The organism is Nocardia bovistercoris, assembly GCF_015674855.1.
GTDB classification, from domain to species: domain Bacteria; phylum Actinomycetota; class Actinomycetes; order Mycobacteriales; family Mycobacteriaceae; genus Nocardia; species Nocardia bovistercoris.
In genome coordinates, this window is record NZ_JADMLG010000001.1 from 343,659 (window position 1) to 362,019 (window position 18,361).

The 18,361-nt window shown below is 69.4% G+C and carries 20 protein-coding genes; 5 read left to right on the forward strand and 15 right to left on the reverse strand.

Features of this window, described 5'->3' with window-relative positions; genetic code table 11:
- Window positions 1–16: 16 nt before the first annotated feature.
- The 5 genes from IT779_RS01560 to IT779_RS01580 all read right to left on the reverse strand — a co-directional run bounded on the left by IT779_RS01560 (window position 17) and on the right by IT779_RS01580 (window position 7,059).
- Window positions 17–1,738 (reverse strand): ABC transporter substrate-binding protein, encoded by a 1,722-nt coding sequence (locus tag IT779_RS01560; protein ID WP_196147302.1) that lies wholly within the window; start codon window positions 1,736–1,738, stop codon window positions 17–19.
- 75 nt (window positions 1,739–1,813) lie between these two features.
- On the reverse strand, window positions 1,814–3,016 hold the full coding sequence (secF, locus tag IT779_RS01565; protein ID WP_196147303.1) for a protein translocase subunit SecF: 1,203 nt from the start codon (window positions 3,014–3,016) through the stop codon (window positions 1,814–1,816).
- The gene (secD, locus tag IT779_RS01570) at window positions 3,013–4,803 is read right to left on the reverse strand and encodes a protein translocase subunit SecD (RefSeq protein WP_196147304.1); all 1,791 of its coding nucleotides are present in this window, start codon (window positions 4,801–4,803) and stop codon (window positions 3,013–3,015) included. Before secD ends, secF begins: the two co-directional genes overlap by 4 nt.
- Before the next feature lie 173 nt (window positions 4,804–4,976).
- Window positions 4,977–5,342 carry a preprotein translocase subunit YajC gene (gene yajC, locus IT779_RS01575; protein WP_196147305.1) on the reverse strand — a complete coding sequence of 122 codons (366 nt, stop codon included), beginning with the start codon at window positions 5,340–5,342 and terminating at the stop codon, window positions 4,977–4,979.
- Between the two features lie 205 nt (window positions 5,343–5,547).
- Window positions 5,548–7,059, reverse strand: coding sequence for a flavin-containing monooxygenase (locus IT779_RS01580; RefSeq protein WP_196147306.1), 1,512 nt, complete (start codon window positions 7,057–7,059; stop codon window positions 5,548–5,550).
- Between the two features lie 146 nt (window positions 7,060–7,205).
- Here IT779_RS01580 and IT779_RS01585 point away from each other — a divergent pair, with 146 nt between their 5' ends.
- Window positions 7,206–7,805 (forward strand): TetR/AcrR family transcriptional regulator, encoded by a 600-nt coding sequence (locus IT779_RS01585; protein ID WP_232541404.1) that lies wholly within the window; start codon window positions 7,206–7,208, stop codon window positions 7,803–7,805.
- Between the two features lie 131 nt (window positions 7,806–7,936).
- On the forward strand, window positions 7,937–8,515 hold the full coding sequence (locus IT779_RS38410; RefSeq protein ID WP_196147308.1) for a DivIVA domain-containing protein: 579 nt from the start codon (window positions 7,937–7,939) through the stop codon (window positions 8,513–8,515).
- Between the two features lie 7 nt (window positions 8,516–8,522).
- On the opposite strand, the gene IT779_RS01595 is transcribed toward IT779_RS38410, so the two are convergent.
- The 5 genes from IT779_RS01595 to IT779_RS01615 all read right to left on the reverse strand — a co-directional run bounded on the left by IT779_RS01595 (window position 8,523) and on the right by IT779_RS01615 (window position 12,004).
- Entirely contained in the window at window positions 8,523–9,038 is a 516-nt protein-coding gene (locus tag IT779_RS01595; RefSeq protein ID WP_332838605.1) for a GtrA family protein, read from the reverse strand.
- Between the two features lie 83 nt (window positions 9,039–9,121).
- A complete protein-coding gene (gene ruvB, locus IT779_RS01600) occupies window positions 9,122–10,201 on the reverse strand; it encodes a Holliday junction branch migration DNA helicase RuvB (RefSeq protein ID WP_196147309.1) in 1,080 nt (359 codons plus the stop codon).
- Between the two features lie 6 nt (window positions 10,202–10,207).
- Window positions 10,208–10,810 carry a Holliday junction branch migration protein RuvA gene (gene ruvA, locus IT779_RS01605; protein ID WP_196147310.1) on the reverse strand — a complete coding sequence of 201 codons (603 nt, stop codon included), beginning with the start codon at window positions 10,808–10,810 and terminating at the stop codon, window positions 10,208–10,210.
- Entirely contained in the window at window positions 10,807–11,415 is a 609-nt protein-coding gene (gene ruvC, locus IT779_RS01610) for a crossover junction endodeoxyribonuclease RuvC (RefSeq protein WP_196147311.1), read from the reverse strand. The genes ruvA and ruvC overlap by 4 nt, the downstream gene beginning before the upstream one ends.
- Before the next feature lie 64 nt (window positions 11,416–11,479).
- Window positions 11,480–12,004 (reverse strand): O-acetyl-ADP-ribose deacetylase, encoded by a 525-nt coding sequence (locus IT779_RS01615; RefSeq protein WP_196147312.1) that lies wholly within the window; start codon window positions 12,002–12,004, stop codon window positions 11,480–11,482.
- A gap of 65 nt (window positions 12,005–12,069) precedes the next feature.
- On the opposite strand from IT779_RS01615, the gene IT779_RS01620 reads away from it, so the two are divergent.
- Entirely contained in the window at window positions 12,070–12,444 is a 375-nt protein-coding gene (locus tag IT779_RS01620) for a metalloregulator ArsR/SmtB family transcription factor (protein WP_196147313.1), read from the forward strand.
- The gene (locus tag IT779_RS01625; RefSeq protein ID WP_196147314.1) at window positions 12,441–12,941 is read left to right on the forward strand and encodes an SRPBCC family protein; all 501 of its coding nucleotides are present in this window, start codon (window positions 12,441–12,443) and stop codon (window positions 12,939–12,941) included. Before IT779_RS01620 ends, IT779_RS01625 begins: the two co-directional genes overlap by 4 nt.
- Before the next feature lie 42 nt (window positions 12,942–12,983).
- On the opposite strand, the gene IT779_RS01630 is transcribed toward IT779_RS01625, so the two are convergent.
- The 3 genes from IT779_RS01630 to IT779_RS01640 all read right to left on the reverse strand — a co-directional run bounded on the left by IT779_RS01630 (window position 12,984) and on the right by IT779_RS01640 (window position 15,420).
- A complete protein-coding gene (locus tag IT779_RS01630; RefSeq protein ID WP_196147315.1) occupies window positions 12,984–13,739 on the reverse strand; it encodes a YebC/PmpR family DNA-binding transcriptional regulator in 756 nt (251 codons plus the stop codon).
- A 156-nt stretch (window positions 13,740–13,895) separates the two neighbouring features.
- Window positions 13,896–14,540 carry a pyridoxal 5'-phosphate synthase glutaminase subunit PdxT gene (pdxT, locus tag IT779_RS01635; RefSeq protein WP_196147316.1) on the reverse strand — a complete coding sequence of 215 codons (645 nt, stop codon included), beginning with the start codon at window positions 14,538–14,540 and terminating at the stop codon, window positions 13,896–13,898.
- A 58-nt stretch (window positions 14,541–14,598) separates the two neighbouring features.
- Window positions 14,599–15,420 carry an acyl-CoA thioesterase gene (locus IT779_RS01640; protein WP_196147317.1) on the reverse strand — a complete coding sequence of 274 codons (822 nt, stop codon included), beginning with the start codon at window positions 15,418–15,420 and terminating at the stop codon, window positions 14,599–14,601.
- A gap of 125 nt (window positions 15,421–15,545) precedes the next feature.
- Here IT779_RS01640 and IT779_RS01645 point away from each other — a divergent pair, with 125 nt between their 5' ends.
- Window positions 15,546–16,163 carry a nucleoside/nucleotide kinase family protein gene (locus IT779_RS01645; RefSeq protein WP_196147318.1) on the forward strand — a complete coding sequence of 206 codons (618 nt, stop codon included), beginning with the start codon at window positions 15,546–15,548 and terminating at the stop codon, window positions 16,161–16,163.
- A gap of 350 nt (window positions 16,164–16,513) precedes the next feature.
- Here IT779_RS01645 and IT779_RS01650 read toward each other — a convergent pair whose 3' ends face one another.
- Both IT779_RS01650 and pdxS read right to left on the reverse strand, forming a co-directional pair.
- On the reverse strand, window positions 16,514–17,005 hold the full coding sequence (locus IT779_RS01650; RefSeq protein WP_196147319.1) for a hypothetical protein: 492 nt from the start codon (window positions 17,003–17,005) through the stop codon (window positions 16,514–16,516).
- A gap of 349 nt (window positions 17,006–17,354) precedes the next feature.
- Window positions 17,355–18,257: a pyridoxal 5'-phosphate synthase lyase subunit PdxS gene (pdxS, locus tag IT779_RS01655; protein ID WP_332838606.1), complete on the reverse strand. Its 903-nt coding sequence runs from the start codon at window positions 18,255–18,257 to the stop codon at window positions 17,355–17,357.
- Window positions 18,258–18,361 lie beyond the last annotated feature (104 nt).

Genomic DNA, 18,361 nt, shown 5'->3' on the forward strand with positions numbered 1-18,361 from the left:
CACCCACACACACCTGTCACCTCTTCAGCACCCAGCGATCCATGTTCCAGCCGCTGCCACCCTGCGTCGCACCGGCGATGCCGTTGCGCAGGCCGTTCGCGAAACCGATGGTCCTCGGGGTGGCGAACAGCGGAATGCTCGGCATCTCCGACCACAGCAGGTTCTCGGCCTCGGTCAGCAGACCCAGCTGGGCGGCCGAGTTGTCGTCGGCCGCAAGCTGATCGGTGATCGCATCGTAACGGCCGTTGCCGAACCTCCCGAAATTGAGTCCGCTACCGGTGCGCAACGCGCCGGTGGCGGCGACCGCGCTGAGCGATCCGGCCGGACCCGGCGCGGCGGCGGTGCTGCCGAGTACGGCGTCGACCTTGCCCTCGGCGAGCTGGGCCGGACTGAAATCGGCTGCGCCCGCGTCGATCACGGTGACACCGGCGGGTTTGCAGGCCGCGGCCACGGCGGCCACGGTGGCCGCCCTGCGCTCGTCGGGGCCGAGGTATCCGATCCGCACGGTCGGATTCGGCACGCCCGCGCTGGCGAACTGCGCGGTGACACCCGAGGCGTCGGGGCTTCGGTACTTGTCGGCCGCGCCCGTGACCGCACCGTAGAACAGCGAATCCTGCTGCACGGACCGCGAATTCAAGGGCGCGGACCCCAGTCCCGAACTCGGCGCGTCCGGTGTCTTGCCGAGGCGGTCGAACAGTTCCTGGCGCGGCACGCACAGCGCGAACGCGCGACGGGCCTGCACCGAGCCGAACACGCCGCCCGTGGACAGCACCAGCTGCTCCGCGCCGCGCCCCGGCACGGTATCGACGGAGAAGGCGCCGAGATCGAGATCACGCACCGATCCCGCACCGATGTCGAGCACGCTCACGGCTTTGTCGGCGACCTTCGACTTCAGATCCGCGGCGCGTCCGAACACCACGATCCGCCCGGTCTCGGCCTTGTTGCCCCACCAGCGTTCGTTCGCGACGAGCACCAGACCGTCCTTCGCGTCGAAGGATTCGAGCCGGTACGGCCCCGAGGACGGGAAGCGCGAGGCATCGAGATCGCCCTCGCCCAGATTCCACCCGGTGTTCCAGAAATCGGCCAGCCGCTGCACCGCGCCCGGATCGCCGGTCTGCAAGGCGGACACCACATTCGGGACGTTCGCCGCGCGCGCCGCGACGTGCGCGGGCATCAGCTCACCGGCGGTGAACAGGTTGCGCCACGGCGTATACCTCCGGTCGGGACGGAAAACCACCGTGGCGTCCTTGGAACCCGGCTGGCAATCCACCCGCTCGATATCGGCGTAGCCCGCCGTCGTCGCCGCGTCGAAGGCCGGAACCTGGCCGCGGTCACCGGGTTTGGTGAACCGGCCGCTGCGCGCGGCCCAGGCCAGCACCAGGTCGTCGCAGGAGGTGGGGACGCCGTCGGAGTAGACGCCGTCCGGATTCAGCCGGTACTGGATGGTCTGGGCCTCCCCCGGCACCTCCTTCGCGGTGCCCGCGTCGGTGTCGGCGACCTGCTGACCGTCCGGTCCGGTGTAGAAGAAACCGGTGAGCACCCGGCTGAACACCATCGCGGAACCGCCGACGGCGCCCGCGGTGGCGCCGCCGTTGTAGCTGGTGACAGCCACATCGACGGCGTAGCCGATGGAGGGGACCTGATTCTCCGACGAGCACCCCGCAGCCGTGCCGATGGCGAGGATGCCCGCGGCGGCCGCTGCGATCAGACGCGCCGTCGCGCCGGGACGTGGTCGCATGAACGAAGACTCCCTACGTTTGGGTTTGAGTGCTCACCGCGAATTCAGTGCCCGACCGCGCACGCGGTCGCCGCGTCAGGGTCTGCGCTTGTGCCGCTTGCCGCTCGGGCGCGCGCCGGGACGCGGCGCGGCGCTCTCGTACCGGTCCCGTCCCGATTCCTCGGCGTCACGCCTGCCGGTCGCGGCGGTCACGCGGCGCTCGGCCTCGGCGCGCGCCCGCGCCGACGCCGCACCCGAACGGCGCGCGAGCACCTTCTTCGTGTGCGCGGCCACCGGACCGAACCGCTCCTTGATCGACACCAGGACCGGCACCGCGAAGAAGATCGAGGAATAGGCGCCGACCACCATGCCGACCAGCTGCACCAGCGCGAGGTCCTTCAGCGTGCCGACGCCGAGCAGCCACACCGCGATCACCAGCATGCCGATGATGGGCAGGATGCCGATCACGGTGGTGTTGATCGAACGCATGAGAGTCTGGTTCGCCGCCAGATTCGCCTGTTCGGCGTAGGTGCGCTTGGTCAGGTGCAGCACGCCTCTGGTGTTCTCCTCGACCTTGTCGAAGACGACCACGTTGTCGTAGAGCACGTATCCGAGGATGGTGAGCAGGCCGATCACCGCCGCGGGCGTCACCTCGAAGCCGACCAGCGAATACACCCCGGCCGTCACGATGAGGTTGAAGAACAGCGAGGCGACCGCCGCGATCGACATGTCGCGTTCGAAGCGGATCGCGATGTAGATCATCGTCAACACCACGAAGACCACCAGCGCGATCAGCGCCTGTCGGGTGATCTGGCTGCCCCAGGTCTCGCTGATCTCGGCGATGCTGATGGCGTTGCGGCTCACCGTGCCGCTGGAATCCTTCGGCTGGAACTTGTCGAACAGCGCGTTCTGCAATTGCGCGGTCTGCTGGGCGTCGAGGGTGTCGGAGCGGACCTGGATGGTCGCCGACGAACCTGCCCCGACCTTCTGCACCGAGACCGGCGCGTGGCCGAAGGTATCGGAGTAGACGTCCTCCACGCTCTGGGTGCTGACATGGTCGCCCGCGGGCAGCTTGATGCGCGATCCGCCCGCGAAATCGATGCCGAGGGTGAAGCCGCGCACCGCGATGCTCAGCAGCGAGATCAACAGGAAGGCCGCGGTCAGCGCGTAGTACATCCGCCGCTTGCCGACGATCTCGAAGCCGCCGGTGCCGGTGTAGAGGCGTTCGAAGATGCTGTGCCGAGGCGCGCTCGCCCGCTCCGGCTCGTCCTCGAAGCGTTCCAGGGTTGGAGTGCTCATCGGGAGGTCTCCTTCACCAGAACGCCGCCTGCACCGCGTTCTCTAGCTATCTGTTGCATCGCGCCGAGTCCGTTCACCGAGGGCTTGGACCACCACGGCGACCGCGAGGCCAGCATCATGAGCGGGGCGGTGACGAGGTAGAGCACGATCACGTCGAGCACGGTGGTGATGCCGAGGGTGAACGCGAAGCCCTTCACCTGTCCGGCGGCGAGGATGTAGAGCACCACCGAGGCGATCAGGCTGACCGTCTTGCCCGAGAGGTTGGTGCGCTGCGCGCGCGCCCATCCGCGCGGCACCGCGGAACGGAAACTGCGGCCCTCGCGCATCTCGTCCTTGATGCGTTCGAAGAACACGACGAAGGAGTCGGCGGTCAGGCCGATGCCGATGATCAGACCGGCGATGCCCGCGAGGTCGAGCGTGAATCCGATCCAGCGGCCGAGCAACACGATGATGCCGTACACCGCGACACCGGAGGCGATCAGCGAGAAGCCCGCGAGGAAGCCGAGCATGCGGTAGTAGGCCAGGCAGTACAGCAGCACCACGATCAGGCCGATCGCGCCCGCGAGCAGGCCCGCGCGCAGCGAGGAGAGCCCGAGGGTCGCCGAGACGGTCTCGGCCTCCGAGGTCTGGAACGACAGCGGCAGCGAACCGTACTTGAGGGTGTTCGCCAACTCCTTGGCGCTGGAGGCGGTGAAACTGCCGGAGATGGTGGTGCGGCCGCCCTGCTGCGGGCCCTGCTGCACGACCGGCGCCGACACCACGCGGGAGTCGAGCACGAAGGCGACGCGCTGGTTGACCATCTCACCGGTCAGCTTGGCCCACTCGTCGCTGCCGCCGCCCTTGAACTCCAGGTTCACCTCGTGCCTGGCCTGCTGGGAGTTCAGGCCCGCGGTGGCGTCCTTGATCTCCTGGCCGTCGATGCGGCTCGGACCGAGCAGGTACACCTCGGGGTTCTGCGAACCGGGCAGGGAACAGGTGACCAGCGGCAGGGTCGGGTCGTCGTTGCCCGCCAGCGGATCGGGTTTCGCGCAGTCGATGGTCGCCATCGCGAGTTGCTGCACCGTCGGGTCGCTGCTCTGCCTGGTGGCCTTGGCGTCGGTGATCTCCTTCTGCGCCTGCTCCTGCGGGGTCAACGGCCCCTTGTCGCCGGGAGCGGCGGGCGGCGAGGTCGGCGCCTGCGCGGGGAAGACCCGGGGCTGCGGCGCGGGCTCGGCCACGGGCGCGACGGGCGCCGGAGCCTCCCCGACCGGTGGCACGGGCGCCTCCGCGGCGGGCGGCGCGTCCACCGGCGGCGCGTCGGCGGGCGGTGCGGGCGCTTCGCCCGCGGGCGGTGCGGCAGGAGATGTCGGTGGCGCGGTGGTGGGGACCTGCGACGCGCCGGTTCCGTTGTTCGCGCCGCCGCCGGTCGGGTTCTGGTACTTCAGCACCGGCCGGATGTACAGCTTGGCGGTGGTCGCCAGCGACCGCGCCTGCTGACCGTCGTCGCCGGGCACCGTGATCACCAGGTTGTCGCCGTCGATCAGGACCTCCGAACCGGAGACGCCGAGGCCGTTGACGCGGCTCTCGATGATGTCCTGCGCCTTGCGCAGGCTGTCCTGGGACGGCTTGCTGCCGTCGGGGGTGCGCGCGGTCAACGTGACGCGGGTGCCACCCTGTAGGTCGATGCCGAGTTTGGGTGTCGGGGCCTTGTCACCGGTGAAGAACACCAGTGCGTAGATCACGGCCAGCAGCGCGGCGTAGACGCCGAGCAACCGGAACGGATGCGCCGATCCCTGCGAAGGTGGCACAGTACGTATCTCCTAGAGGCGGAAGTCGAGGATGGAACTGACGGGCGCGCGTCGCCGCGGCGTCCCCGGTGGCGTGACGATACGCCCGCTATCGGACGGCGAGTACGGCGGTCCCGACCGCGCGTGCCGACGGCGCCGGTGGGTCGCGGCGCGGGCGGTGCCGAATCGGACGGTCAGTCCTTGGTCAGCCGGGTTTCGCTCGGCGCGGGGGTCTCCTCGGCCGAATCGGTCGCGGACTCGTCCGCCGCGGATTCCGCGTCGGGCTCGAGCGCCGCGGCGGACTCGTCGACGGTGCGCAGGTCGCGAATGGACTGCCGCAGCCAGGTGGTGACGACGTCCTCGGCGATCTCCAGGTCGACGGTCTCGTCGTCCAGGTCGACCACGGTGCCGTACAGCCCCGACGTGGTGGTCACCGCGTCGCCGATCTTCAAGCTCTCCTGCATCGAGGAGACCTTCTCGGCCTCCCGCTTCTGACGGCGGACGCCGAGGAACATCGGCACGAGCAGGGCTACCAGCAGCAGCGGAAACAGGAGTTCCATCGTCGAAGTCAGTCCCTAGTGTCGGTGGGTGGGATGGACAGGTACCCACACAGTCTGCCAGTTCACATCGTGGGCGCCACACCCGCACACCCCCGGCGACCCGCAGGTCGGGACGCCCGCACCCGGCGCGGTCGGGTTCCGCGCGCCCCGGAGCGGCCCGACCACCCCTCGAACGGGCCGGGGACCGGGGCGCGCGGGCGCCCCGTCAGGCGGATCTGGTTCGCGCGGCGGTAGCGGCGTCGAAGGTGTAGTCGTCGAGCGGGAACCGCGCGGCCTGCCGGTGCGTGCCGATCGTGCTGTTGGGCCGCAGCAGCGCCGCCTCACCGTGCGGGTTGAAATAGTAGCTGCGGGCGGTCGCGCAGTCGCCGCCGTAGAAGACCGAATCGTCGAGGCGTTCGGTGACCTCGGCGAGGAATCGGTCGTTGGCCGCGCCGGTGACCTCGAAGGTCCGCGCGCCGCGGCGCAGCATCTCGCCGAACAGCCTGCCCATGTGCTTCATCTGGGCCTCGATGGTGGTGAAGTAGGACAGCCCGCTGTAGGCGTAGGGGCTGTTGAGGCTGACGAGGTTGGGGAACTTCGGCATCGTGATGCCCTCGTACGCCTGGAATCGGTTGTCGCGCCACCATTTCCCGAGGTCGACGCCGTCGCGGCCGATGACCTCGAAGGCAGGGAAGTTCACGTCCCACAGGTTGAAGCCGGTCGCGAGGACGAGGGTGTCGATCTCGGTCCTCCGCCCGTCGGTGGTGACCACGGCGTCGGGTTCGATGCGGTCGATGGACTCGGTCTCCAGGCGCACGTTCGGGCGGTTGAACACCGTGAAGTAGTGGTTGGAGAAGGTCGGGCGCTTGCAACCGAAGTCGTAGTCCGGGGTGAGCTGTTCGCGAACCCGCTTGTCGCGCACCTGTGCCCGCAGATGCGCTTTGGCGAGTACGCCCACCGCCCGGTTCAGCGGCTTGGCCTGGCGGAAGTGCAGCACCCCGACCACCATGAGCGCCTCGAGCAGGCCGGAGTTGACCGCGCGCGCGGCCTTCTGGGTGGCGGGCACCGCCGCGAACAGCTTCTGCACGGCGGCCGGGATGGCGAGGTCGACCTTGGGCACCACCCAGATCGGGGTGCGCTGGAAGACCGTCAGCTCCGCGACCTCGCGCGCGAGTTCGGGCACCAACTGCACCGCGGTCGCGCCGGTGCCGATGACGGCCGCCCTGCGACCGGTGAGATCCAGATCGTCGGGCCACGCGGTGGTGTGCACGATCCGGCCCGCGAAGGTGTCGATGCCGGGGAAGGGCGGGGTGTAGGGCTGGGAGAGGAATCCGGTGGCGGTGACCAGATAGCGGGCGGTCACGGTCTCGTTGCCGGCCAGCGCGATCTCCCACTGCTGTAGCGCCTCGTCCCAGCGGGCGCCGTCGACGCGGACGCCGAAGCGCATCCGGCGGCGCAGGCCGTATTTGTCGGCGACGTGGTCGGCGTACTTCTTCAGCTCGGCGCCGGGAGCGAACAGCCTCGACCAGTACGGATTCGGTTCGAAGGAGTACGAGTAGGTGACCGAGGCGATGTCGACGGCAAGGCCGGGATAGCGGTTGACGTGCCAGGTGCCGCCGAGATCGGCCTCCCGCTCCAGGATCACGAAATTGCTCAGGCCGAGCCGGTCGAGCTCGATGCCCGCGCCGATTCCACCGAAACCCGCGCCGACTATTACCGCGTCGTACCGAGGCGCCACGCCGAACCTCCAGAAGATGAACCGCTTGTCACAGAATGACACATCATTCCGTTTGTGACGACTGTATCATCGGCGGGGTGACCGAGCCATCGACGCGGGCGTCCCGCACCACCGGCGGTGCGCGAGCCGACAGGCGCAAGGCCGAGATGCGCAGGGACATCATCGACACCGCCTTCACCTGCTTCGCCGAGCGCGGCTACCACGCCACCGGCATCGCCGACATCGCCGGTCGGCTCGGCATCGGCCACGGCACCTTCTACCGGTACTTCAGCAACAAGCGCGACATCATCGACCACGTCATCGACGAACTCGCCGAACGGATCATCACCGCGCTCGGCACCGACAACGCCCCCGACGCCGCGACCACCCTCGCGCAGTACCGCGCCCAGACCGACCGCATCGGCGCCGCGCTGACCAGCATCCTGCTCGACGACCCGCGCGTCCCCCAGCTGCTGCTGTTCCACGCCACCGGCATCGACGACGAACTCACCGCCCGCCTGTATGGGCTGCTCGACACCGCCGACTCCCTCACCGCCGCCTACCTGGAACACGGGGTCGAACTCGGCTACCTGCGCGCGGATCTCGACACGCGGAACACCGCCCGCGCCGTCACCGGCATGTTGGTGATCGGTGTCGTGCACGGGCTGCGCAATTCCGAGACCGCGCGAGTCGAAGCGCTCAACGAGGCCATCCGGCGACTGCTCATCGACGGCGTGCGCGCCGAGCCGGATATCCGCGACCGCTGATATCGCACCGCCGTCGCGGTTACTGTGTGGGCACAGCAACCGATTCATCGCGTGGGGGCCGAGTGTTCTCTAGGAACCGAGCAGTACGAAACCGGGAGAACCCCACGGCCACAGTCGATCCGGCTGACACAATGTGGCGTGTGACGCCCGAGGACGCCCGCCGTATCCACTTCGCGATGCCGTCGGTCGGCCATCACGGATACGACGCCGACCGGGTCGACGAATTCCTCGAACGCGTCGCCTCGACCCTGGAAGGCGGAAGCGGGCTCACCGCCGACGACATCCGACGCGTCGACTTCGAGTCGCCCCGGTTCGGGGCGCGCGGCTATCAGGCCGACGAGGTCGACGAATTCCTCGACCGGGTCCGCGCCGAACTGGAGCACCGCGCGCGCGGCGTCCGACCGGCTCCCGTGCGCGAATCCCGCGCCACCGGCGGGGCGATCCTGACGCCTCGGGACGTGCACCGCGTGCGGTTCTCGAGTGCCACGGTCGGACGGCGCGGCTATCACGAGGAGGAGGTCGAAGCCTTCCTCGACCTGGTCGCCGCCAGTCTCGCCGCCGACGGTCCCGGCACTTTGACCGTGGCCGATGTCAGAGCCGTGCATTTCACCGACGCGCGCGTCGGCACCCGCGGCTACCAGCGCGACGAGGTCGAGGCGTTCCTCGAGCTGGTCGTCACCGCACTCGAATTCGCCGGGCGCCGCCGTTGAGCGCCCGTCAGCCCTGGATGCTGTGCAGTTCGGCCTCTTGCAGATCGTCGGGGAACACGTAGCGGCGGAACGCCCAGAAACGGAACACCATCGCCAGCAGGACGCCGAGGATCTGGCCGGTGATGAAATTCGCGACGGCCTGAGTCACCGGTCCGACATGTGGCACCCGGATGTCGAACAAGTAGAGCGAGATCGCCTGCGGCAGCATCGTCACGCCGATGCCGAGCGCGCTGATGGCGAAGAACAGGGCGGCCTCGTGGCTGCGCTGTCTGCCGCCTCGGGTGCGGAAGGACCACTCCCGGTTCAGCACGTAGGACGCGACGGTGGCGATGAGTACGCCGAGAAGTCTTGCGGTGAGGGGCTTCTCGCCCAGTACCGTCAACTTCGTCGCGTACACCACACCGGTATCGATAAACCAGGTGATCGCCCCGACCGCCGCGAACTTCAGCTTCTCCCGGTGCAGGATCATCTGGGAACGGTACGGCTCGGGCACTCGCTCGAGAACTGTCTGGACCAATGCCACCCGATCGACTCTATCCCGCCTCGGCCGACTCGGCCGCGCGGCCGGACTTTCGCCCCGCACAACCGGTGCCGACCGAACGCGAATCAGTCGAACAGGTCGAGTGTCGGATGCGGCTCGCGACCGCGCACCTCGATGGATCCGAACACCAGATCCGGCGGCGGCACCAGTCCGAGATGCTCCCAGGCGGCCGCCGTCGCGACCCGTCCGCGCGGGGTGCGCGCGACCATGCCCGCGCGCACCAGGAACGGTTCGCACACCTCCTCCACGGTGGCGGCCTCCTCCCCGACCGCGACCGCGAGCGTGGACACGCCGACCGGTCCCCCGCCGAAGCCGCGCACCAGCGCGCCGAGTACCGCGCGGTCGAGGCGGTCGAGTCCGAGGGCGTCCACGTCGTAGACCACGAGTGCGGCACAGGCGATCTCGCGGGTGATGTGCCCGTCGGCCTTGACCTCGGCGTAGTCGCGGACCCGGCGCAGCAGGCGGTTGGCGATGCGCGGAGTGCCGCGGGAACGGCCCGCGATCTCGGCGGCGGCCTCGACATCGATGCCGACGCCGAGAATGCCCGCCGAACGCTGCAGGATGAGCAGTAGCTCGTCGGGTTCGTAGAAGTCCATGTGACCGGTGAAACCGAACCGGTCGCGCAGCGGACCCGTCAGCGCGCCCGAGCGCGTGGTGGCGCCGACCAGGGTGAACGGCGCGATATCCAGCGGAATCGAGGTGGCGCCCGGTCCCTTGCCGACCACGACGTCGACCCGGAAGTCCTCCATCGCCAGATACAGCATCTCCTCCGCGGGCCTGGCGACCCGGTGGATCTCGTCGATGAACAGCACATCGCCCTCGACCAGATTGCTGAGCATCGCGGCCAGATCGCCCGCGCGTTCCAGGGCGGGTCCCGAGGTGATGCGCAACGCGGTGCCGAGTTCGCCCGCGATGATCATGGCCATACTCGTCTTGCCGAGTCCGGGCGGGCCGGACAGCAGGACGTGGTCGGGGGTTGCGCCGCGCTGTTTGGCGCCGCGCAGCACGAGCGCGAGCTGTTCGCGCACGCGAGGCTGGCCGATGAAGTCGTCCAGGGATTTCGGGCGCAGTCCGGCCTCGACCTCGCCGTCGGAGCGCTGATATCCGGCGGTGACCGGTGATTCGTCGGCGTCGTCGAAATCCACGGCGGCCTACCGGTTGCGACCGAGCAGGCTGAGCGCGGCGCGCAGCGCGGCGGAAGTACCCGCGGCGGGATTCTCGGCGAGCACGCTGTCGACGGCCTGTTCGGCCTGTTTGAGCGGGAAACTCAGGCCGGTGAGCGCCTCGACCACCTGATCGCGCACCGGCGCGACCGCGGGCGCCGCCGATCCGGGCGGACCGGAGTGCACCGGCACCAGATTCACCTTGTCGCGCAGTTCGACCACCATGCGTTCGGCGCCGCGCTTGCCGATGCCTGGCACCCGGGTGAGCGCGGCGACATTGCTCTCCGCCAACGCCTTGCGCAGCGCCTCGGGTTCCAGAACCGCGAGGACGGCCATGGCGAGGCGGGGGCCGACCCCGGACACCGTCTGCAGCAGTCCGAACAACTCGCGCGCCTCGGTGTCGGCGAACCCGTAGAGGGTCATCGAATCCTCGCGCACGATCATGGCGGTGTAGAGCCTGGCCTCCTCGCCGCGGGCGAGCGTCGCCAAGGTGGACGGGGTCGCGTTGAGCCGATAGCCGACGCCCGCCGCCTCGATCACGACGTGATCGAGCGCGATCTCGAGCACCTCGCCACGCACCGACGCGATCACTCGCCCACCGCCTTCCGTTGTCCGCCACCGCTGTTTCGCGTGCCGCCCGCTCGTCGCTGTTCGGCCAGCCGCTCGGTGTAGCGCGCCCGGGCGGCGGCCGCCTGCGCCTCGGCCTTCGCCATCCGGTCGAGCAGCGGCGCCCGCCAACAATGGCAGATCGCCAAGGCCAGCGCATCGGCGGCATCCGCCGGTTTCGGCGCGACCCGGAGTCCGAGTATCCGCGTGACCATGGCCGTGACCTGTGCCTTGTCGGCAGAGCCGTTCCCGGTCACGGCCGCCTTCACCTCGCTCGGGGTGTGGAAGGCCACCGGGATCCCGCGCCGAGCCGCCGCCAGCGCGACGACCCCGCCCGCCTGCGCCGTGCCCATCGCGGTGCGGACGTTGTGCTGGGAGAAGACCCGCTCGATCGCGACCGCGTCGGGTCGGTGCGCGTCCATCCACCGCTCGGCGGCATCGGCGACTCTGAGCAGGCGATTGGCCAGATCCATATCCTGCGGGGTGCGCACCACCCCGACATCGACCGCGGTCACCTTGCGCCCGATCCCGCCGTCCACCATGCCGATGCCGCACCGGGTGAGTCCGGGGTCGACGCCCATCACCCGCACGCAAACCCCTCTCGCAGAGACGAACAATTGTTCGAGAGTCTAGTGGAAACGGACGCGGTTTCGGCTACCGGTCGCGCGCGTCGCGCAGCGATGTCTCGAAGGCCGCGTAGGCGATCTCGTCGAAGAGCACGAACCGCACCTCTTCGACGGCGGTGACGGCGGCCGACACGGTGCCGACCGCGATGCGTGCGCCGTCGTCGATGGGCCAGCCGTATATCCCGGTCGAGATGGCCGGGAAAGCGACCGTGCGCGCACCCAATTCGTCGGCGACGCGCAGGGATTCGCGATAGCAGGCGATCAGGTCCGCCGAGCGGTCCTCGGTGCGCGACCAGACCGGGCCGACGGTGTGGACGACCCAGCGGGCGGGCAGGCGACCCGCGGTGGTCGCCACCGCGTGCCCGGTCGGCAGCCCGTCGACATAGCGTTCGGCGCGCAGCGCGCGGCACTGCTCGAGAATCTCGGGACCGCCCCCGCGATGGATGGCGCCGTCGACGCCCCCGCCGCCGAGCAACGACGAGTTCGCGGCGTTGACCACCGCGTCGACCGCTTCCTCGGTGATGTCACCGCGCACCAACGTCAGGCTGACCATGACCCCATTCTCCGGTGGGCGTGCCCGCCTGGACAAATACGTAACCATGTAGTTACGCTTCTGACGTGGACGACGTGGCGGGCGCGATCTCGGACCCTGTGCGGCGGCAGATCATGGAATTGCTGCACGGGCGGCGGCTCACCGCGGGCGAGATCGCGAGCCGGTTCGACATCAGCAGGCCCGCGATCAGCAGGCATCTGCGCGTGCTGCGCGAATGCGGGCTCGTCCGCGACGAGGTGCGCGGCAGGGAGCGCTACTACGTGCTCGACGCCGAACCGCTCGCCGAACTCCTCGCGTGGATCGGCCGGGTACGCGGGCGCGAGCCGTGGTCCGCGCGCCTCGACGCGTTCGAGACCGAGGTCTACCGCACCCGCCGCGAGCGCCGCGCCGTCACGCCGAACAGCACCACACCGGACACGACACAGGAGCACACCGCATGAGCACACCCGCAGGCAGGCTGTTCGGCACCGAGGCGGGCGCCGACCTCGTCATCACCCGCCGCTTCCGCGCACCGATCACCGACGTGTGGGCGAGCCTCACCGAATCCGAGCGCACCGCGCGCTGGTTCGGCCCGTGGAAGGGCGAGGCGGGGCCGGGCCGAACCATCGAAGTCCAGATGACCTACGAGGAGGAACAGCCCTGGATGAACATGCGCGTCGACGCGTGCGAACCGCCACGGCGACTTGGGATCTCGGCGGTGGACGAGCACGGGTCGTGGTGGCTCGAGGTCGAACTCACCGAAACCGACAGCGGCACCGACATGCGATTCACCCAGCACTTCGACAAGTCCGACCTGGGATCGGTGTCGCACACCGGACCGGGCTGGGAGTACTACCTCGACGCGTTCGTCGCCGCGCACGAGGGCGCCGCACAACCCGATTTCGACGACTACTTCCCCGCCATGCGCGCGTACTACGAGAACCTGCGCCCCGAGTGACCATCGGATCCGGGGGCGCACCACCCCCGGATCACCTCGGAATCAGTCCTCTTCGAGCTGCGCGAGCACCTCGTCGGACAGGTCGACATTGGTGTAGACGTTCTGCACGTCGTCGCTGTCCTCGAGCGCGTCGACCAGCTTGAAGACCTTGCGCGCGCCGTCCACGTCGACCGGGACGCTCACCGAGGGCTGGAAGCCGGACTCGGCCGAGTCGTAGTCGATGCCCGCGGTCTGCAGCGCCTTGCGCACCGGGATCAGGTCGGTCGGCTCGCTGACCACCTCGAAGGTGTCGCCGAGGTCGTTGACCTCCTCGGCGCCCGCGTCGAGCACCGCGAGCAGCACGTCGTCCTCGGACAGGCCGTTCTTCTCCAGGGTGACGATGCCCTTGCGGTGGAACAGGTAGGCGACCGAACCCGGATCGGCCATATTGCCGCCGTTGCGGGTCATCGCGACGCGCACCTCGCCCGCGGCGCGGTTGCGGTTGTCGGTGAGGCATTCGATCAGCACGGCGACGCCGTTCGGGCCGTACCCCTCGTACATGATCGTCTGCCAGTCGGCGCCGCCTGCTTCCTCGCCGCCGCCGCGCTTGCGGGCGCGCTCGATGTTGTCGTTGGGGACCGACGACTTCTTCGCCTTCTGGATGGCGTCGTACAGCGTCGGGTTGCCTTCCGGGTCACCGCCACCCGTGCGGGCCGCCACCTCGATGTTCTTGATCAGCTTCGCGAAGAGTTTGCCCCGCTTGGCGTCGATCGCGGCCTTCTTGTGCTTGGTGGTGGCCCATTTGGAGTGGCCGCTCATGCCCTACTTCCTTCAGGTCGGTGACACGTTGTGACGTGAGTACGTTACCCGCGGCGCAGGTGCGGCCCCGAAGGGTCGCCGCCGTGCGGGCCGAGCGGACAACTCCTCCAGCGTAGAGGACGCGGGCCACGCGGATTCGCCGACCGTCCGGCCGCGCTAGCCCACCTCGGCGCGCGCGGCGCGCACGATGTCGACGAACATCGCGTGCACCCGCAGATCACCGGTGACCTCGGGGTGGAAGGAGGTGGCGAGCACCCGGCCCTGCCGCACCGCGACGATCCGGCCCGCGCTCGGCCCGTCCGGCACCCTCGCCAGGACTTCGACGCCCGCGCCCGCGCGCTCGACCCACGGCGCGCGGATGAACACCGCGCGCATCGGCCCGCCGTCGATTCCGGCGAAGTCGAGATCGGTCTCGAACGAGTCGACCTGGCGTCCGAAGGCATTGCGGCGCACCGTCATATCGATGCCCGACAGATGCCTGGCGTCCGGCCTGGTGTCGAGCACTTCCGTGGCGAGCAGGATCATGCCCGCGCAGGACCCGAAGGCGGGCATCCCGTCGCGCAACCGGGCGCGCAGCGGCTCGAGCAGGTCGAACGCGACGAGCAGCTTGCTGATGGCGGTCGATTCGCCGCCGGGCAGCACGAGTCCGTCGACGGCCGCGAGTTCGGCGGCGCGGCGCACCAGCACCGGTTCGGCGCCGCAGCGGGTGAGAGCGGCGAGATGTTCGCGCACATCGCCCTGCAGCGCCAGCACGCCGACGACCGGGCGCGCGCGTTCGGCGGTGGTCGGGGATGCGTTCACCGGCCACACTCTACGATCGGCGCCGCTGTGGCCCCGCTCACGCACCCGCGCGGCGCGCTCACTCCTCGCGCAAGGTGCGGATCAGGCCCTCCTGGACGACCGCGGCCACCAGCGCGCCGCGCCGGTCGAAGATCTTGCCGCCGGTGAGCGCGCGACCGAATCCGGCCGAGGGCGACGACTGGTCGTAGAGCAGCCAGTCGTCGGCGCGGAACGGCCGCAGGAACCACATGGCGTGATCGAGGGACGCGTTCTGGGTCTGCTCGTCGGGGTGGATGACCTTGGACGAGCCGAGCAGTGTCATATCGCTCATGTAGGCCAGCGTGCAGACGTGGAACAGCGGATCGTCGGGCAGGGCGTGCCGGTAGCGGAACCACACCTGCTGCTTGGCGACCACACCGTCGCGCGCCGTCACCTCCTCCTGCGGCACCGGGCGGATATCCCAGTGCTCCCACTCCCGCATGGCCCACAGCCGCTCCGGGTCCATGCTGGTCTGGGCGTCGGGCAGTTCGTCGGCGCGGCGCACGACCGGCATCACGTCCTGGTGCTGCGGACCGGGGTCGCCGACGTGGAAGGAGGCCGACATGGTGAAGATCGCGGCGCCGTCCTGGACTCCGGTGACCCGACGTGTGCAGAAGGATCGCCCGTCGCGGATGCGTTCCACCAGATACACGGTGGGCTGGTCGGGATTGCCAGGCCGCAGGAAGTATCCGTGCAGCGAATGCACCTGGTAGCGCGGCTCGACGGTGCGCACGGCCGCGACCAGCGCCTGGCCGGCAACCTGCCCGCCGAATGTGCGCGGAAGCTGTGTCTTCGGGGACGCGCCGCGGAAGATGTCGCGCTCCAGCCGTTCGATCTCGAGCGCCTCTTCGATTGTCGCCATGCGCTGAGATTATCCCGACCCGTCGGATTCGCCCCGTTCGCCCGCTCGATCGGCGACCGCACCGCTACTGGCGAGGCCACCTTGCCGACCGACCGGGGCTCCATCTGATTTGCTGAGATGGACCGGTGCCCGACTTCGTCGCCATCACCCCGCAGCGCCTCGTCGCCTCCATCGCCGACGACCTAGACGCCCGCGCCGGCCACCGCCTGATCGCCGTGGACGGCGCCGACGCCGCCGCCCCGGTCGCACTCGCCGAACTCCTCGCCGCCGAGGTGCGCGAACGCGGCGGCGCCGCAGAGGTGATCTCGACCCACGACTTCGTTCGCCCCGCGTCGCTGCGCCTGGAATTCGGCCGCACCGACGAAATGTCCTACCGCGACACGTGGTTCGATTTCCCCGCGCTGCGCCGAGAGGTGCTGGACGCCCTGCGTACACACGACAGATGGCTGCCCGCGCTCTGGGACGAACGCCACGACCGTTCGGCCCGCACACCCGTGCGCACCGCGCATCCCCGCACGGTGCTCGTGGTCGCGGGACCGATGCTGCTCGGACGCGGACTGGACTTCGATGTCACTGTGCGCCTGGACATGTCGGAGTCCGCGCTACGCCGCCGCACCACCGAGGACGAACTGTGGACGATCGCCCCGCTCCTGGCTTTCGCGCACGAGCATCCCGAAACCCCGACCTACCACCTGCGATGGGACCACCCCGACCGCCCCGCCCTACTGGTGTCCGAACGTTGATTCCGTGCGATGCGTCCGAGCTCGATGCGCCACGGCCGCAGGGCGATACAGCGCGCGCATCGCCAAGCTCGAAAGCGCGACCGCGCACCTGCCGCGGGGCGGATACGGCACAGGTCGCCGACGCGAACCATCCCGCACCACCACGGTGCGCGCATCGACGGATCGTGCCTGCTCCGCTGATCATCGAGCGCTGAATTCCATCCGACACGTACCGCTCGGCGCGCGCGGCCTCAATGCGGTACGGCCGCAAATTCAATGCGGTACGGCCGCAAACCGATACGGCACAGGCCGCCGACGCGAACCCTCTCGCACCACGACGGTGCGCGCATCGGCGGCCGTGCCGCGTCACCTCAGGCGCAGGCGACCGACTGCTGCCCCAGTGTCGTCAGTATCTGGCAGGCCCACGCCTTCTGCACCTTCCACCGGCCGTTCTCGGCGACGAAAGGCACGTCGGCGATGTTCTCCTGACCGTTCAGCGTCACCTTCGCCTTGGCGTTGAGGGTGTCGCCGAAGGCCGTCACATCGGTGATGACCACGCTCGCGCCCGCGCTCTTGTACGCCTCGGCGAGCCGATTCGGCAGGTCGGGATCGGCGTCGACGCCCTGCACCATCTCCAACTTCTCCGCCGCGGGCACACTCGGATCGATCGCCTTCTGGAAGTCCGCGTCGAGCTGCGCCGAGGACGGGACCGCGGGCAGATTCGCCCCGGCCCTGGCACTGGACGGCACGCGAGCCGGCTTCGCCTCCTTCGAATCGTCACCGCCGCCACACGCGGTGAGACCCAACGCGGCGACCACCGCGACCCCCGCCACCACGAGACGTCCTGACCTGGAAAGCTGCACCTGCTCGTCCTTTTCGTTCGTGCCGAACCGGAATCACCCGGCGCCGTCCCTCGACGGCCACGGCCACGAACGCCGAAGTTATGCAGGCGTTCTGTGGGAACAGTAAGGCCGCTGTGAGCCGGCCCGAAGAACTTCGCCGCGGGCACGGCGGCCACACCCCGACCGGCCGCGCGATCGGGCACCCGGATACAGACCTCGGCCAGGGCGTGACCGGGTAGAGAGTGATGCCGATCGTCGTCCGCCGGGGCGAATGCGGCGATCCTCGTCGGCACGGCGGTCCCCGGCAGGCGAACCATCAGGGTCAAGAGGTCACGCCGCTATAAGGGCGGCATGACCCCGATCACCTTGTTCACCAGCCGCGTTCGGCGAGGCGGTGCGGCTGGGCAATGTCCTCGACGTTGATGCCGACCATCGCCTCGCCGAGGCCGCGCGAGACCTTGGCGAGCACATCGGGATCGTCGTGGAAGGTGGTGGCCTTGACGATGGCCGCGGCGCGCTCGGCGGGGTTGCCGGACTTGAAGATTCCGGAGCCGACGAAAACGCCCTCGGCGCCGAGTTGCATCATCATCGCGGCGTCGGCGGGGGTCGCGATACCGCCCGCGGTGAACAGGACCACCGGGAGCTTGCCGGTTTCGGCGACCTCGCGGACCAGTTCGTAGGGCGCCTGCAATTCCTTCGCCGCGACGTACAGTTCGTCGGCGGGCAGCGCGGTCAGGCGGGCGATCTCCTGACGGATGTTGCGCATGTGCGTGGTGGCGTTGGAGACGTCGCCGGTGCCTGCCTCACCCTTGGACCGAATCATGGCCGCGCCCTCGGTGATTCGCCGTAGCGCCTCGCCGAGGTTGGTGGCGCCGCACACGAAGGGCACCGTGAAGCTCCACTTGTCGATGTGGTTGGCGTAGTCGGCGGGGGTGAGCACCTCGGACTCGTCGACGTAGTCGACGCCGAGGCTCTGCAGGATGCGGGCCTCGACGAAGTGGCCGATCCTTGCCTTGGCCATCACCGGGATGGACACCGCGGCGATGATGCCGTCGATCATGTCCGGGTCGCTCATCCTCGACACGCCGCCCTGGGCGCGGATGTCGGCGGGCACCCGCTCGAGGGCCATCACCGCGACCGCGCCCGCGTCCTCGGCGATCTTGGCCTGGTCGGGGGTGACCACGTCCATGATCACACCGCCCTTGAGCATCTCGGCCATGCCGCGCTTGACGCGCGCGGTACCGACGGTGGTGGTGGTTTCGGGCGTGGTCACGGCAAACTCCTGGGTCATCGGCGCCAATCGGGTCGCTGGTCGGAAATCGACCCCCAAGTCTAGGCGCGCTCGAAAGGCCACTTGATAGCCAGTCGAGCACCACT

Bases quoted from the DNA above. Each gene is read 5' to 3' on its own strand.
- IT779_RS38410 (WP_196147308.1), top strand. From the start codon at position 7,937: ATGTGGCGTGTGACGCCCGAGGACGCCCGCCGTATCCACTTCGCGATG.
- IT779_RS01560 (WP_196147302.1), bottom strand. From the start codon at position 1,738: ATGCGACCACGTCCCGGCGCGACGGCGCGTCTGATCGCAGCGGCCGCC.
- IT779_RS01630 (WP_196147315.1), bottom strand. From the start codon at position 13,739: ATGAGCGGCCACTCCAAATGGGCCACCACCAAGCACAAGAAGGCCGCG.
- IT779_RS01585 (WP_232541404.1), top strand. From the start codon at position 7,206: ATGCGCAGGGACATCATCGACACCGCCTTCACCTGCTTCGCCGAGCGC.
- yajC (WP_196147305.1), bottom strand. From the start codon at position 5,342: ATGGAACTCCTGTTTCCGCTGCTGCTGGTAGCCCTGCTCGTGCCGATG.
- IT779_RS01615 (WP_196147312.1), bottom strand. From the start codon at position 12,004: ATGGTCAGCCTGACGTTGGTGCGCGGTGACATCACCGAGGAAGCGGTC.
- secF (WP_196147303.1), bottom strand. From the start codon at position 3,016: ATGAGCACTCCAACCCTGGAACGCTTCGAGGACGAGCCGGAGCGGGCG.
- IT779_RS01625 (WP_196147314.1), top strand. From the start codon at position 12,441: ATGAGCACACCCGCAGGCAGGCTGTTCGGCACCGAGGCGGGCGCCGAC.
- IT779_RS01640 (WP_196147317.1), bottom strand. From the start codon at position 15,420: ATGGCGACAATCGAAGAGGCGCTCGAGATCGAACGGCTGGAGCGCGAC.